Source organism: Bradyrhizobium sp. AUGA SZCCT0177 (assembly GCF_018130125.1).
GTDB lineage: Bacteria > Pseudomonadota > Alphaproteobacteria > Rhizobiales > Xanthobacteraceae > Bradyrhizobium.
This window is the reverse complement of the sequence record NZ_JAFCMA010000008.1, coordinates 93,006-106,174: the sequence shown is the minus strand read 5'-3', so window position 1 is coordinate 106,174 and position 13,169 is coordinate 93,006. Positions and strand designations below refer to the sequence as shown.

The 13,169-nt window shown below is 62.1% G+C and carries 19 protein-coding genes; 14 read left to right on the top strand and 5 right to left on the bottom strand.

Annotated features, from left to right (window positions below):
* Positions 1–168 precede the first annotated feature (168 nt).
* From JQ597_RS11700 to JQ597_RS11670, 7 genes are all read left to right on the top strand, one after another.
* Positions 169–573 (top strand): MAPEG family protein, encoded by a 405-nt coding sequence (locus JQ597_RS11700; RefSeq protein WP_212264319.1) that lies wholly within the window; start codon positions 169–171, stop codon positions 571–573.
* Between the two features lie 149 nt (positions 574–722).
* Complete coding sequence (locus tag JQ597_RS11695; RefSeq protein WP_212264318.1) at positions 723–1,301, top strand: hypothetical protein; 579 nt, start codon at positions 723–725, stop codon at positions 1,299–1,301.
* A gap of 45 nt (positions 1,302–1,346) precedes the next feature.
* On the top strand, positions 1,347–1,901 hold the full coding sequence (locus JQ597_RS11690) for an inner membrane-spanning protein YciB (RefSeq protein ID WP_212264317.1): 555 nt from the start codon (positions 1,347–1,349) through the stop codon (positions 1,899–1,901).
* A gap of 167 nt (positions 1,902–2,068) precedes the next feature.
* Positions 2,069–2,365: a hypothetical protein gene (locus tag JQ597_RS11685; protein WP_212264316.1), complete on the top strand. Its 297-nt coding sequence runs from the start codon at positions 2,069–2,071 to the stop codon at positions 2,363–2,365.
* 38 nt (positions 2,366–2,403) lie between these two features.
* Positions 2,404–3,363, top strand: coding sequence for an SH3 domain-containing protein (locus tag JQ597_RS11680; protein ID WP_212264315.1), 960 nt, complete (start codon positions 2,404–2,406; stop codon positions 3,361–3,363).
* 207 nt (positions 3,364–3,570) lie between these two features.
* Entirely contained in the window at positions 3,571–4,479 is a 909-nt protein-coding gene (locus tag JQ597_RS11675; RefSeq protein ID WP_212264314.1) for a hypothetical protein, read from the top strand.
* 106 nt (positions 4,480–4,585) lie between these two features.
* Positions 4,586–4,765: a hypothetical protein gene (locus tag JQ597_RS11670; protein ID WP_212264313.1), complete on the top strand. Its 180-nt coding sequence runs from the start codon at positions 4,586–4,588 to the stop codon at positions 4,763–4,765.
* Positions 4,766–4,782: 17 nt separating this feature from the next.
* Here the strand turns inward: JQ597_RS11670 and JQ597_RS11665 are convergent, their stop codons facing one another.
* Positions 4,783–6,435 (bottom strand): fumarate hydratase, encoded by a 1,653-nt coding sequence (locus tag JQ597_RS11665; protein ID WP_212264312.1) that lies wholly within the window; start codon positions 6,433–6,435, stop codon positions 4,783–4,785.
* Between the two features lie 124 nt (positions 6,436–6,559).
* Here JQ597_RS11665 and JQ597_RS11660 point away from each other — a divergent pair, with 124 nt between their 5' ends.
* The 6 genes from JQ597_RS11660 (at position 6,560) to JQ597_RS11635 (ending at position 9,667) form a co-directional block, all read left to right on the top strand.
* Complete coding sequence (locus JQ597_RS11660) at positions 6,560–7,090, top strand: hypothetical protein (protein WP_212264311.1); 531 nt, start codon at positions 6,560–6,562, stop codon at positions 7,088–7,090.
* A 32-nt stretch (positions 7,091–7,122) separates the two neighbouring features.
* The gene (locus JQ597_RS11655) at positions 7,123–7,668 is read left to right on the top strand and encodes a hypothetical protein (RefSeq protein ID WP_249147713.1); all 546 of its coding nucleotides are present in this window, start codon (positions 7,123–7,125) and stop codon (positions 7,666–7,668) included.
* A gap of 72 nt (positions 7,669–7,740) precedes the next feature.
* Positions 7,741–8,214, top strand: coding sequence for a hypothetical protein (locus JQ597_RS11650; RefSeq protein ID WP_212264310.1), 474 nt, complete (start codon positions 7,741–7,743; stop codon positions 8,212–8,214).
* Positions 8,215–8,354: 140 nt separating this feature from the next.
* Positions 8,355–8,537 carry a hypothetical protein gene (locus JQ597_RS11645; protein ID WP_212264309.1) on the top strand — a complete coding sequence of 61 codons (183 nt, stop codon included), beginning with the start codon at positions 8,355–8,357 and terminating at the stop codon, positions 8,535–8,537.
* Between the two features lie 88 nt (positions 8,538–8,625).
* Positions 8,626–9,300, top strand: a complete 675-nt coding sequence (locus JQ597_RS11640; protein ID WP_212264308.1) for a methyltransferase family protein — start codon at positions 8,626–8,628, stop codon at positions 9,298–9,300.
* A 7-nt stretch (positions 9,301–9,307) separates the two neighbouring features.
* Positions 9,308–9,667: a GFA family protein gene (locus JQ597_RS11635; protein ID WP_212264307.1), complete on the top strand. Its 360-nt coding sequence runs from the start codon at positions 9,308–9,310 to the stop codon at positions 9,665–9,667.
* 132 nt (positions 9,668–9,799) lie between these two features.
* On the opposite strand, the gene JQ597_RS11630 is transcribed toward JQ597_RS11635, so the two are convergent.
* A complete protein-coding gene (locus JQ597_RS11630; RefSeq protein WP_212264306.1) occupies positions 9,800–10,507 on the bottom strand; it encodes a glutathione S-transferase in 708 nt (235 codons plus the stop codon).
* A gap of 236 nt (positions 10,508–10,743) precedes the next feature.
* Between JQ597_RS11630 and JQ597_RS11625 the strand changes: the two genes are divergently transcribed.
* On the top strand, positions 10,744–11,187 hold the full coding sequence (locus JQ597_RS11625) for a DUF3606 domain-containing protein (RefSeq protein WP_212264305.1): 444 nt from the start codon (positions 10,744–10,746) through the stop codon (positions 11,185–11,187).
* A 109-nt stretch (positions 11,188–11,296) separates the two neighbouring features.
* Here JQ597_RS11625 and JQ597_RS11620 read toward each other — a convergent pair whose 3' ends face one another.
* The 3 genes from JQ597_RS11620 to JQ597_RS11610 form a co-directional block, all read right to left on the bottom strand.
* Positions 11,297–11,674: a hypothetical protein gene (locus tag JQ597_RS11620; RefSeq protein WP_212264304.1), complete on the bottom strand. Its 378-nt coding sequence runs from the start codon at positions 11,672–11,674 to the stop codon at positions 11,297–11,299.
* Positions 11,675–11,819: 145 nt separating this feature from the next.
* Positions 11,820–12,188 (bottom strand): hypothetical protein, encoded by a 369-nt coding sequence (locus tag JQ597_RS11615; RefSeq protein ID WP_212264303.1) that lies wholly within the window; start codon positions 12,186–12,188, stop codon positions 11,820–11,822.
* 133 nt (positions 12,189–12,321) lie between these two features.
* On the bottom strand, positions 12,322–13,155 hold the full coding sequence (locus JQ597_RS11610; RefSeq protein ID WP_212264302.1) for an amidohydrolase family protein: 834 nt from the start codon (positions 13,153–13,155) through the stop codon (positions 12,322–12,324).
* Positions 13,156–13,169 lie beyond the last annotated feature (14 nt).

Genomic DNA, 13,169 nt, shown 5'->3' with positions numbered 1-13,169 from the left:
CCCGATGCGCAACTGCGCATCTGAGGGCATCGCGCAGCGATGAACCCGGAATCTAGAGATGATAGAATACGATAATCTCGAGATTCCGGGTTCGCGCTAACGCGCGCCCTCAGATGCGCTATTGCGCGTCGGGGAATGACGCTATGAGTCGTCTCGGGGGACCCACACATGCACATACCCACGATCACCGGCTTCTATCTCGCCCTTCTCGCGCTGCTGTATCTCGTGCTCGGCCTGCAGGTCTCGCGCCTGCGGCGGGGGCATCGCATCGTGTTCGGCGACGGCGACAACATCAAGCTGCGCAGCGCCATTCGCGCGCATGGCAATTTTGCCGAATATGTCCCTGTTATCGTGTTGCTGGTCGCGCTGCTGGAAATGTCTGGTATGCCGACCGCGCGGGTGCACCTGCTGATGGGAATGCTGCTGGTGGCGCGGCTGCTGCATCCGCTCGGCATGTATGTCGGCCCACGCACCTTGCAGTTTCAGATCTGCCGGGTCGGCGGCATTCTGCTTACCCTGCTTGTGCTGCTCGCAGCCGCGCTTCTTGCGCTGGCGCGCTTCTGGCCGTTATAGTCCTCGCTCAATTCCGCACAACTAACTGTATTAATTGACTATTTCGCTACAATTCATTTATTTTGACACTGTAAAGATTTTCCTTGACGCCTCCCGCCCTTACCCCTACGGTATCTTTACGATGTAAAGATAAAGCCGGAGAGGCTGCCATGACGATCCTCCTGATCCTCGCCCCCTACGGTGCCTTCGCCCTGCTGATGCTGGTGACTTCGGCCGACGTCGCCCTGTTCGGCGCTGCCGCGATTTGCCTCCCGGCGATCGCCTACGACATGGTTCGCGGCCGCTCGCTGAAGATCCTGGGCGTGGGCTCCGTCGTGGTCTTTACCGCGATCGGCGGTTACGTCACCGAGATCGATCCTGACCTCAGCGTCTCCGGCGTCAAGCTCGCGGTCGATGCCGGCATGTTCCTGGTCACGCTGGGCTCGATCATCGCTGGCAAACCCTTCACGCTGCAATATGCGCTTGAGGTGGTCGATGCCAAGACCGCGAAGCTGCCCGGCTTCATCAAGGCGAACTATATCATCACCTGGGCATGGACCGGCGCGATGGTGTTGATGATGGCCGGCAATGCCGCGCTGATCTATGTGCCGGGCCTGCCACTGTGGGCGGGACTGCTGGTCGCGTTTGCCGCACGCAACAGCGCGGCCTATTTCACCAAATGGTATCCCGAATACTGCAAGGCGAAGTATGGCACCCCGCCCGCCAACGCTTTGCCCGGCACGCACTAAGATATCGATCTCTCCGAGCCACCGCATTCAACAGAAAGCAGCGCGATGAAAGACGTATTCGCAAGATTAGGCGCCGACTTTTTCTCCACCATCGTGTTCATCGCGATCTATCTCGCGACCGACAACGTGTTGCTGGCGACCGGCGTCGCGATCGCAGGCGCCATCGGCCAGGTGATCTACTCCCGCATCAAGGGCAAGGAACTCGGCTACATGACCTGGGCCAGCCTTGGGCTCGTGATCGTGCTCGGCGGCGCCACGCTGCTGACTCACGACCCGCGCTTCGTGCTGGCGAAACCCGCGATCGGGCATTTTGCGATCGGAATCATCATGCTCAAGCGCGGCTGGATGCTGCGCTATATGCCGCCGATCGTGACCCAGACCATTCCGGAATATGTCACCGTCGCTGGCTACGTCTGGGCCGCGCTGTGCTTCGTGCTCGCCGCCGGCACCATCGGCGTCGCGATGACCGGCGACATGAAGCTGTGGACGTTCTATGTGACCGTCGTCCTGATCGGGGCCAAGATTGCTCTGTTCGCCGTGCAATATGTCGCGTTCCGCGTCCTGGTCGGCAGCCGCCTGCGCGCGGCCGCCCGCGCGTAAGTACCGTAGGCAAAGCGTTTTCAAGCGAAGTGGATACCGGTTCGCGTCAAGAAAACGCGTCAAAAGGAAGGCTACAGGGTTGGGCTTGCGCGGCAAGATGGGTTATACCGCCGCCGGGAGAACTCAGAACCATTCCGGTTGCTGGGAAATGTATTGGGGAGACCAAGATGGCCGTGGACGGAAACTGGGATATCGTCATGACCACGCCGATGGGCGAGCGCAAGGCGACGCTGACGTTGAAGAATTCCGGCGGCACGCTGACGGGCACGCAAGGCGCCGACGGCAATTCCGGCGACATCTTCGACGGCACCGCCAATGGCGACGACGTCGCCTGGAAGATCTCCATCACCAACCCGATGCCGCTGACGCTCGCCTTCACCGGAAAAGTTTCCGGCGACAGCATGTCCGGCGAAATGGGCATCGGCCCGATGGGCAGTTTTCCGTTCACGGGCACCCGGGCCTGATACGGACGGAGCAGCTTCGCTCCCTCGTTGTTCGATCCATGCAAAAGACCGCACTGCTTTCAATCGCCGTCGTCGCCTCCCTGGTGACGGCGGCGATCGCACAATCCGCGCCCGAGCCCGAGCCGGCATGGCGCGCCAGCGCGCTCGCTTTGGTGCCAGCGGGCTATGTCGCGGGCGAAGCCTACCGCACCACTGATATGACCGGATACCTCGCGGTCTATCCGGCAGGCGCGAACGACCCCAAGTCCCCTGCCAGCGTGTTCGCAGCCCGCCAGGTGCTCGTCATCAAGCTCGACAAGGATGAGCGGCGTGCGCTGTCGGCGGAATTGAAGCCGCGCAGCGACGCCACGCGCGGCAAGCGCGACACCACGATGACCGATCCCGACGGCCAGGAAAGCGAGTTCGCAAAATCGCACGCCGAACTCGCGGCCAAACGCGCGGCGCTGCCTGATGGTACCGAGCCCTGCAATCTCGGCGCCTGGTCGGAAGATCGCGATCCCAAGGGCCTCAACGTCCGCGCCGAGCCTTCGGTGAAATCGCGCGTGCTCGGCACGCTGCCGCCGCCCTATCGCCTGAAGATGGCTGGCAGTGAGAACACACCCGAAGACGGCTGGCTGACCGAATTCCGCGTCATCGGATTCAAGGACGGCTGGTTCCTGATCGAGGGCGCGACGCCGCCCGGCAAGGAATATGAGGACGAAAAGAAATATCCGCGCAACGCGCCAAAACCCTATTCGGGGCGCGGCTGGGTTGCCGCGAACAAGGTCGGCGCAAACTACGCCAATGGCGGCACGCGGATGGGCGGATTATTCCAGGCGCCGTTCGCCGATGCGAAGTGGACGCCGGCGCAGCGCAAGCTCGGCGGCCCCCTCGACACCGACGGCGGCCCGAAGCGCCTGCTCGCCTGCAGCGGCTATTGGGGCCTCGTCGAAAGCCAGGACGGCGTGCGCGGCTGGTGGCGCAGCCTGTGCTCCAGCCAGGTCACCAATTGCAGTTGAGGGGTGGGTAGCGAGAGGCGGCGCTGACGCTAGCGTTCGCGGCAAGGTCGCCTCAATAGTATGTCCGGGCTTCACCCTGGATCCAAATCCTCGATGTCTACCGTGTCGTCGACCCGACGATTGGTGCCGCATTTCAACTTTACGATGTATAGTACCATCATATACAATCATTATTACCTCAGGCCCAGTGTATTGTGGAGGCTCAAGATGGACGCAATCATTCAGCAGCTGGCGCTAGTATCGGAATCAAAGGACGTAGGAATTGGAAATTTGATGCGGGTTGCCGCCGCGCTGCAAAAGCAGGCGAGCCGTGATCTGGCGCCGGTCTGGAATATTTCCGCGACCGTCGATGCATTCGAAAAGCTGGAAGATGTTCCGCTCGGCTACTGGCCGATGATCGTCAAGGACGATATTGGGTTCTCGGGCGCCGCCGGCATTCATCTGGACAACGATCGCCAGCCCTTTGCCTTGATCAGTTCGTCAACCGATCTGGACGTTTGGTCGCTCACGGCTTCACACGAAACCCTGGAAATGCTGGTCGATCCGTACGGGGATCGACTGATAGCCGGGGACTCACCGAAGGAGGGCCAAGGTCGTGTTAGTTTCCTCGTCGAGGTGAGCGACCCTTCGGAAGCTGCGGAGTTTGCCTACACCGCCAATGGCATTCTGGTTTCGGATTTCTATACCCCTCGCTACTTTGACCCGCTCGCGTCGCCCGGGGTGCGTTACTCGTTCACCGGAGCGATCACTGAGCCCCGGCAAGTACTCAAGGGCGGATATTTGTCGTGGGTGGATTCGACAACCGGCCATTGGTGGCAGGAAACCTGGTTCGGTGGAGCCGCGCCGACGTTCCGCGACATCGGCCCCATCGATGCCACCTCCGGCAGCCTGCGATCACAGATCGACCGCATCACCTCGGCCGAGACAGCCAAGGCCCTGTCGCCCGGCCGCGCCATGGCCAGCGCCGCTGGACTAACCAGCGCTGTGGCGAAGCGGTCAACGACGTCGAAGGCTGCCATGTGGCGGACGCAAATAGACAATCTTGTCGGTCAAGCCCGACCGCCGACCGCGCCAAACACGCCAGTACGCCGGGCTCGCCGTGTGAGCGGCGACTAGCGAACGGTATGGTTCCGACCAGCCCTCAAAACGGCTGCCATCCATCTTTAATCCGCTGCAAAGCGCATTATGTTATGGCTGGCGGCCGAACACGAGGGTTGGAACCATGCCAAACGAACCATCTCCGGAAAGCATTGCCCGGGCGGCGCGGCTTCGGAAGCAAATTGACCAGCTCACTAATACCGGGGCGCCTTCCGATCAGCCGAAAGCTCGTGAAGAGAAGCGACCGATGTCTCCGCGCGAATTTATCGAGCGGAAGATGCGCGAGCTCGACGGGAAGAAATAGAGGCCGCGGCTGCTCCCTCACCCCAAATTCAATTCCTTGAAGAAATCATTGCCCTTGTCGTCGATGATGATGAAGGCCGGGAAATCCACCACCTCGATGCGCCAGATCGCTTCCATGCCGAGTTCGGGATATTCCACGACCTCGACCTTCTTGATGCAGTGCTCGGCGAGGTTGGCCGCGGCGCCGCCGATCGAGCCGAGATAGAAACCGCCGTGCTTCTTGCAGGCCTCGCGCACCGCGACTGCGCGGTTGCCCTTGGCGACCATCACCATCGATCCACCCGCGGCCTGGAACTGGTCGACAAAGGAATCCATGCGTCCCGCGGTGGTCGGACCGAACGCGCCGGAGGCGTAGCCGTCGGGCGTCTTGGCGGGACCGGCGTAATAGACCGGATGGTTCTTGAAGTAATCCGGCAGCGGCTCGCCCTTCTCCAGCCGCTCGCGCAATTTGGCGTGGGCGGAATCGCGCGCGACGATCATCGTGCCGGTCATCGAGACCCGCGTCTTGATCGGATGCTTTGAAAGCGTCGCCAGAATATCCTTCATCGGCTGGTTGAGATCGATTTTTACCACCTCGCCGCCGAGCGCTTGCTCGACCGCCGGCAAATACTGCGCGGGGTTGTGCTCAAGCTCCTCGAGATAGACGCCGTCTTTCGTAATCTTGCCGAGCACCTGGCGGTCGGCCGAACAGGACACGCCGAGACCAATGGGCAGCGACGCGCCGTGACGCGGCATCCGGATCACGCGCACGTCGTGGCAGAAATACTTGCCGCCGAACTGCGCGCCGACGCCGAGCGACTGCGTCATCTTCAAAATTTCCTGCTCCATCTCCAGATCGCGGAAGGCGTTGCCATCGGCCGATCCATGGGTGGGCAGCGCATCGAGATAGCGCGCGGACGCCAGCTTCACCGTCTTCATGCAAAGCTCGGCCGAGGTGCCGCCGATCACGATCGCCAGATGATAGGGCGGGCACGCCGCCGTCCCGAGGGTCAAAACCTTCTCCTTCAGGAACGCCAGCAGGCGATCTTTCGTCAGCACCGACGGCGTCGCCTGGAACAGAAAACTCTTGTTGGCGGAACCGCCGCCCTTGGCCATGAACATGAACTTGTAGGCGTCATCGCCCTCGGCATAGATCTCGCACTGCGCCGGCATGTTGTTGGCGGTGTTCTTTTCCTCATACATCGAGATCGGCGCCACCTGCGAATAGCGCAGGTTACGGCGCAGGTAGGCGTCGCGCGCGCCTTCCGAGAGCGCGGCCTCGTCGTCGCCGTCGGTGATCACGCGGGCGCCCTTCTTGCCCATGATGATCGCGGTGCCGGTGTCCTGGCACATCGGCAGCACGCCGCCGGCGGCGATGTTGGCATTCTTCAGGAAATCGAACGCGACGAACTTGTCGTTGTCGCTGGCTTCCTTGTCCTCGAGGATGTTGGCCAGCTGCTTCAGATGGCCGGGGCGCAGATAGTGGTTGATGTCGCCGAAGGCGGCCTCGGAGAGCGCCCGCAGCGCCTCGCGCGACACCACCAGCATGTCCTTGCCGAGCACCTTCTCGACCCGCACGCCCTCGGCCGTGATCTTCTTGTAGGGCGTGGTGTCCGCGCCCAGCGGAAACAGCGGCGTGTGCTTGTAGGGCGGGACGGGCTTTTGGTCGGGAAAGGCGGTCGGGGCGTTCATGGGCTGGCTCGCAAGGTTTTTGGGGGCGGAAGCGTCCACGGGACACCCCGGCATTTGAACCGTTCTAAGCACTTTTGACACAAAAGGAAGGTTCCCGAATGGCCATCAGCAAGCGAAATCGAGAATGACTACTGTTCCCATCGCAGTGTCGACCGATACCAAGCCCGCCCCTCCCCCGGTCCCGTCCACCGCGGGCCTGTCCGGCCTGAGCATCGCGCTGATCATCATCGCGGTGCTCGAAGTCTTCGAAGGCCTGTCGATGGCATGGGGGATCTTCGGTGATCCGGACCTTGTGGTGCCAGCTATCAGTGGCGCGGCCAGCGCAATCCACCCGTTACTGGCGCTGACGGCATTGCTGTTCGCCGCAACCGGGCGCGTGCGGCCTGCGATTGTCATGCTCGGGGCTGTCATCATCGTGACCTGGCTGAAATACATGCCAACCGCGGTGTCCTTAGGAATAGATGCTGTCGGCCTCGGCGCGATCTGGTCCCCTGCGCAGATCATCGCGTTTCCGCTAGCGGCTGTTGGCGCGATCGGCCTTGCCGCGCGCAACCGTCGGCTGCTCGTTGCCACCGCGCTGGTCAGCATTCCCACGTTGTTCAACATCGCCGCCGTGATTGCGATTGCCATCGGCCTCGCCATGCGCGGGACCTGATGCACAACGCCGGCAAGATGATGGGGACACCAATGACCACGGCCGAGATGCGCGCGGCTGCCCCTGCGGACGGGATCGCGCCTGCCGCGCCCGCGCCGCGCCGGATCGGCCTGCGCATCGCGCTGTCTGTGATCGCGCTGCTGGAGCTCTACTGGGGCATGTCGAGCGCGCCGACGCTGCTGGACGATATGTCGAAAATCCCGGGTCCCGGCATCGGCGCGGCCATCATCAAGCTGCATCTTGCCGTCCATCCGGTGCTGGCGCTGTCGGCGCTGCTGTTCGCGGCCATCGGTTACGTGCGCCACGCGGTCATGGCGCTCGGCGCGGTCATGCTCATGACCTGGCTGAGCTACATGCCCTCGGTGATCAGGCACGGGCTCGCTTTCAACGGCCCTTACGCGGCGCTGGAAACATCGGTGCAGATCATCCTGTTCCCTCTGATGGCCGCCTTTGCCATCGCCTGTGCCGCGCGCGACCAGCGGCTCGGGGCTGCCACGGCGCTGGTCAGCACGCCGACCCTGCTCAACCTGTTCACCACGACGGCGTTCTTTAACGCAATGATGATGCGCGGCTTCTGATTGACATTCGAATAGGCCTCTTGCAGGAAGCAGCCGCGCAAGCTTCAATGGGGCCCAGAGGGGCATTTACAAATGACATCACGACGACAGTTTCGCCGATCGGTCCTGGTCGCGGCCGCGCTGGCGCTGGCCGCTTCCTCACCCTCGCCGGCCCGCGCCGACCGCTGCGACGACGTCGCCAAGCAACTCGCCAGCCAGGTCGACGGGATCAAGGTCAACTTCAAGGCCGCCAACATCGTCTATCTGACGCACCCCTCCGCGAAGGAACTCTCGATCGGCTGCCGCGGCAAGAGCTACTCGCTCGAGCTCTATGCGAAGACCGACCGGAAATTCAAACCGGAATTTCTCGACATGGTCGCGAGAGCCGGCGCGCTCGTCTTCACCATTCCGAAGCCCGACGTCGTGACCGGCTCGACGCGCTGCATGAAGCGGATGGGCATCCTGCGCGGCGACAAGGTCTCGATGCGCTTCCGCCGGCTCAACATGGAATGCACGCGGACCAAGACCGAGGCCTCGATTGCGGTCACCCGCGGCAAGGACGAGTAGCGGCCCCCCCTGCGGAATCCGCGGCATTCTAATGAATTTTCGAGCGCCCCGTTCACCATCGGGCGGGATCACCGGCCGGGATTCACACATCGTTCGCTTCAATGCCTCCAGTGTCGGAGGCAACGAAAAGGATGATGCCGATGGATATCTCTGCTGTGTCCGCGCCGGTGCAGATCAAGCCGCCCGAAGCCGCGCCCAAGCCAGATTTAAAGCCCGCCGACGTACAAAACGGCGCCGCCGCCGACGGCACGCGCCTGCCGAAGCCGACGCTGCTTGCCGCCCTGCCGCCTGGACAGGGAACGCGGATCGACCAGTTCGCATAGAGACTGCTCGCCCTGGCCTTGTCGGGCCAAACGCCGCAAGTTTGCCAAAAATCACGCGATCATGATGCCCCAGGCAATGGGGATACGCATGATCGCGAAGCTGTTGCTGCAGAACACTTTCTTCGTCGTCGGGATGGGTGCGCTACTGTTTGCCTCCGCCGGCACGCTGCATTGGCCCGGCGCGTGGGCGTGCCTTGCGACCTCCGCGGTGCTCGGCCCGGCCTGCGGCCTGTGGCTTGCGAAAACCGATCCCGCGCTGCTCGCCGAGCGGATGCGGCTGACGGCACGCGAGGAACAGCCGGCCGCCGACAAGAAGTTCATGCTGGTGTTCGCCGCCACGGGGTTGATCTGGTTCGTCGCGATGGGACTGGACCGGCGCATGCAGGCCTCCCACGTCCCCCTGGCCCTGCAGGTGCTGGGCCTTGCCATGTACCTGCTCTCGACAGCCTTCATCATGTGGGTGTTTCGCGAAAACACGTTCGCGGCCCCCGTGATCAAGGTACAGGCCGCGCGCGACCATCATGTGATCTCGACGGGTCCGTACGCCTTTGTCCGCCATCCCATGTACAGTAGCATCATGCTGTTTTTCGTCGGAGTGCCGCTGCTGTTGGGATCCTGGTGGGGCGTGGCGCTGGCGCCGCTGTTCGCCATCCTGTTCGCGGTACGCGCCGGTATTGAGGAGCGCACGCTGATCGCGGGCCTGCCGGGCTATGCTGACTACGCCGCGCGCGTGCGCTATCGTCTGATTCCGGGAATCTGGTGAGGGACACATGCCTGAAAGCAAGACCTATACGGGCGGCTGCCATTGCGGCCAAGTTCGGTTCGAATGCACCACCGACCTGGCGATGGTGACCGCCTGCAATTGCTCGATCTGCACCAAGAAGGGCCTGCATATCACGTTCCTGGCGCCGAAGAGCTTTCAGCTCCGCGCCGGCGAGGACAATCTACGCGAATATCTCTTCAACAAGCACGCGATCCGCCACCAGCTCTGCATCGATTGCGGCGTCGACGTCTTTGCGCGCGGCACCAGGCCTGATGGCAGCGAAGTGGTGGCGCTCAACGTGAGCTGCATCGACGGCATCGAGCTATCGAAGCTGACGATGACGCCGATCGATGGGAGGAGCAGGTAGAAGCCGTCATTCCGGGGCGCGCGTTAGCGCGAACCTGAGATGTGCAATTGCACATCGGGGAATCTCGAGATTCTCAGGTGCGCAATTGCGCACCGTAGTTCGATGCTTTCGCATCGCCCCGGAATGACAGCGTCACACATCCAGCGCCTTGTAGCGCCGGAATATCCCGTCCTCATTGAACGCAATCCGCCGCTCGCTGGCGAGATAGGCCTTGATGTTCGGCCGCGCGGCGACGCGGTCATGCAGTTCGACCAGGGCGGGAATGTTCTTTTCAAACGCTTTCATGCGCCTGGGAAAGGCGTAGCGCAGCCCCTCCACGATCTGGAACAGCGACAGGTCGACATAGGTCAGGCGCCGGCCGGTGACGTAGCCGCCGCCATTGGCTGCCAGCAACTCCTCGAAATAATCCAGATATTTCGGCACGCGTGATTTCCAGAATTCTTCCGTGCGCTTTTTGGCGGGCGCCTTCTGCTCCTCGTAATAGAGCGACTGGCCGAGCGGATGATGGGTGTCGTGAACTTCCAGCACGAAATCCGTAATGGTGAGCTGCAGCTGGTGCACCCACAGCCTTGCCGCTTCCGCCTTCGGCGCCAGCCCATGGCGCGCGCCGAGATAAAGCAGGATGTTGGCGGTCTGGCCGATCACGAGGTTTCCCGCTTTCAGGAACGGCGGCGCAAAGGGCGGCGTGCCCTTTGCGGTCTCCATCATCTTCATCATCGCGCTGGTGCCGTTGCCGCTTCGCGCCACGTCGATATAGGCCGCGCCGGCTTCTTCCAGCGCAAGCCGGACGTATTCGCCGCGGCCCTGAATATGCGGCCAGTAATACAGTTGATAGCGCATCGACGGCATCTCCAGGGACCCTGTATCAAGGACCCTGTACCAAGAGCCCTGCTCGCAGCCATAACACATCAGTCCGTATTTCGTTCGTCACAATGCCGGCCGGCCCTGACGCCCATCGCCACGCAATTGCGTTTCGCACGGCCTGAATTCTCCACAGGCGCGAATCTGTCCGAAGGTGGGAGGCCGTGTTAGGTTCCGACTGGGTGCCGAATTCCTCAACACGACAGGAGCATGGGATGGCGGATAACAAGAAGAAGCGCGGCGGTGCCGATGCCGCGCTGATCGCAATGGGCGAAGCTTACGAAGTCGCCTATTGGTCGAAGAAATTGAAGATCACGCCGGCCCAGCTGAAAGCCGCCGTCAAGAAGGTCGGCCACTCCGCCAGGAAAGTGGAAGCCTATATCGGGGAGCAGAAGCACAAGGCCGCCGACCGCGCCCTGATCGCCGTCAGCCAACCCCACGAAGTCCGCTACTGGTCGAAGAAGTTCAAGGTCACCCCGGCGAAACTGAAGGCTGCCGTCGCCGCCGCCGGGCATTCGTCGAAAAACGTCGGTGTCTATCTGGCCAAGAAGAAAACGACCAAGAAGAAAGCCGCCAAGAAGACCGTCAAAGCGCCTGCCAAAAAGAAGGCTGCAAAAAAGAAGACCGCCGGCAAGGCGTCAAAGAAAAAGGCCGCCTGAAAGGCGGCCTCAAAGCCGGGCATGGCTTCTTCGAGCAACAGCGCCGCGATCGCGGACCCGTCGCGCCGCACCGGGCGACGGCTTCAGGCGATGGCGGCTTGCGTGAGGCTCAATAACCGCAGGTGGCGCAACGCGGCGCGACCGGCGCATAATAGGCACGGGCCGGCGCAACCATTTCAACGCGCTGCTGGACGGCGTATCGCGGGGCTGACCGTTCATAGTGGACGCGGCCGGGCGAGACCATCACGGTCTTCGGCACCATCACAGTGCGATAGCGCGCCGGGGTGCGATACGCGGTGACGCGGCCGGGCGAAACCATCACGGTTTCCCGCACGGTGCGGTACTCCGCCGGGACCACCTGCTGCACGTATTGCTGACCGCAGCAGGGCTGCGGCTGGTAGCAGGAATAACAGCCGGCGGAAGCGGCGGTCGGGATGACGGCGACGGCGAGCGCGGTGGCGAAGGCGGCGGCAATAACACGAGACATGATTATACCTGTTGGCTTGAAGAAAATTCGTGAAGTTGCACGCAACTTCGTCCGTTTGAATGATCTAGCCGAGCAACACCATGCGTCAACTTGAAAACAATATTTACCTTGACGAACATCGCTAACAATTGCTGAACGAGGCGATCTAGCCTTCCGGGGTGCACGCGGGAGTTACGCGGCGCGACATGCTCCTGACAACATAGAGCAGAGCAACCGCAAAGGCTGGATAGACGATGATCCGATATGTGAACGACTCCGGACCGTAGGAACGGCGCAGGGCGATCGTCAGAAGCGTTGTGGAGACCACGGTAACAGCCGTGAAAACGACGACGCTCCATTTGCCGGGAATCCGCGATGAAACGAACTCTGCCATTGTCAGGAAGGTGATGATCAGCATCCAAAAAGGAGCTTGCGTGATAACCGCGATCAACAGGGCAATGACGATTGCGCCAGACGTGACTGCGCCCGCGCCAGTGCAGCATATCTGGTAGGCTGCGACCAGCCACCACAACACGGCGGCGCCTATTCAGGTGATTACTCCCATTCACAAAGCTTAGGGTTGAAAGGTGACTGACGCCTAAAGGGGGCAGTCCTTTCCGATCAGCGCTGGTTTACGTTTGCTTCATTGGCCTCACGAGACCACGCCGCTACCCGCGCACGCTTGCATAGTCCCAGCCGATCCAGTCGCAGAGCGCGCGGCCCATCACGTCTTCCAGATCGGCGCCCTTCAGCCACGGCAGCTCCTCGGTGAAGAACGTGACGCATTGCCGGTAGCTGCAGGGCATCCGCGTGATGTCGGTGCCCCAAAACATCCGCTTCGGCCCATAGGCATCGAAGATACGATGCAGCCCGTCATGGATGTTGCGGAACGGATAGGACTCGGTCGAATAATGCGGCGCACCGGTCGCCTTGACCGCGACGTTCGGCAATTGCGCCAGCGCGAGCAGCTCATCGAGATGGACGAACGCCGCGGCATCGCGCCCGTGCCGGTTCAGGCCGCAATGATCCAGGATCATCTTCAGGCCGGGATGCCGTTCGGCGATCTCGCGAAATTTCGGCAGGAACAGTCCGCCCATCATCGCCAGCGGCAGCCCCTCCTGCTCGGCCGCGGGCCACAGCCAGTCGAGCGAGCCGTCGTAGAGCCACTTCTGGTGCGCTTCCAGCAGCAGCGGCCAGCGCAGCCCTATCATGCCGGACTGCTGGCGCCAGCCATGGATCAGCTTGCGGTTGTCAGGATTTTCGAGCGGAAAATTGCCCATGATGGCAAAGCGGTCCGGATATTTCCGAACCGCCTCGATCGCCAGCGCGTTGGAATCGGGATCCCAGCCGGCTGGCGGATGGATCAGCGCGGCATCCACACCTGCCTCGTCCATCTCGGCCAGGACTTCCTCGGCCGCGAACTTCGCGACCTTGCGATGCAGCCCCGACGTCGGCGTCACGGTTTGCGACCAGATGTGAACCTGCGCGTCGATGATCTTCATGAACCCTCCCCCGT

What these genes read in the sequence shown, in the direction of transcription:
- JQ597_RS11700 (WP_212264319.1), top strand. Translation starts at nt 169, where the DNA reads ATGCACATACCCACGATCACCGGCTTCTATCTCGCCCTTCTCGCGCTG.
- JQ597_RS11695 (WP_212264318.1), top strand. Translation starts at nt 723, where the DNA reads ATGACGATCCTCCTGATCCTCGCCCCCTACGGTGCCTTCGCCCTGCTG.
- JQ597_RS11690 (WP_212264317.1), top strand. Translation starts at nt 1,347, where the DNA reads ATGAAAGACGTATTCGCAAGATTAGGCGCCGACTTTTTCTCCACCATC.
- JQ597_RS11685 (WP_212264316.1), top strand. Translation starts at nt 2,069, where the DNA reads ATGGCCGTGGACGGAAACTGGGATATCGTCATGACCACGCCGATGGGC.
- JQ597_RS11680 (WP_212264315.1), top strand. Translation starts at nt 2,404, where the DNA reads ATGCAAAAGACCGCACTGCTTTCAATCGCCGTCGTCGCCTCCCTGGTG.
- JQ597_RS11675 (WP_212264314.1), top strand. Translation starts at nt 3,571, where the DNA reads ATGGACGCAATCATTCAGCAGCTGGCGCTAGTATCGGAATCAAAGGAC.
- JQ597_RS11670 (WP_212264313.1), top strand. Translation starts at nt 4,586, where the DNA reads ATGCCAAACGAACCATCTCCGGAAAGCATTGCCCGGGCGGCGCGGCTT.
- JQ597_RS11665 (WP_212264312.1), bottom strand. Translation starts at nt 6,435, where the DNA reads ATGAACGCCCCGACCGCCTTTCCCGACCAAAAGCCCGTCCCGCCCTAC.
- JQ597_RS11660 (WP_212264311.1), top strand. Translation starts at nt 6,560, where the DNA reads ATGACTACTGTTCCCATCGCAGTGTCGACCGATACCAAGCCCGCCCCT.
- JQ597_RS11655 (WP_249147713.1), top strand. Translation starts at nt 7,123, where the DNA reads ATGACCACGGCCGAGATGCGCGCGGCTGCCCCTGCGGACGGGATCGCG.
- JQ597_RS11650 (WP_212264310.1), top strand. Translation starts at nt 7,741, where the DNA reads ATGACATCACGACGACAGTTTCGCCGATCGGTCCTGGTCGCGGCCGCG.
- JQ597_RS11645 (WP_212264309.1), top strand. Translation starts at nt 8,355, where the DNA reads ATGGATATCTCTGCTGTGTCCGCGCCGGTGCAGATCAAGCCGCCCGAA.
- JQ597_RS11640 (WP_212264308.1), top strand. Translation starts at nt 8,626, where the DNA reads ATGATCGCGAAGCTGTTGCTGCAGAACACTTTCTTCGTCGTCGGGATG.
- JQ597_RS11635 (WP_212264307.1), top strand. Translation starts at nt 9,308, where the DNA reads ATGCCTGAAAGCAAGACCTATACGGGCGGCTGCCATTGCGGCCAAGTT.
- JQ597_RS11630 (WP_212264306.1), bottom strand. Translation starts at nt 10,507, where the DNA reads ATGCGCTATCAACTGTATTACTGGCCGCATATTCAGGGCCGCGGCGAA.
- JQ597_RS11625 (WP_212264305.1), top strand. Translation starts at nt 10,744, where the DNA reads ATGGCGGATAACAAGAAGAAGCGCGGCGGTGCCGATGCCGCGCTGATC.
- JQ597_RS11620 (WP_212264304.1), bottom strand. Translation starts at nt 11,674, where the DNA reads ATGTCTCGTGTTATTGCCGCCGCCTTCGCCACCGCGCTCGCCGTCGCC.
- JQ597_RS11610 (WP_212264302.1), bottom strand. Translation starts at nt 13,155, where the DNA reads ATGAAGATCATCGACGCGCAGGTTCACATCTGGTCGCAAACCGTGACG.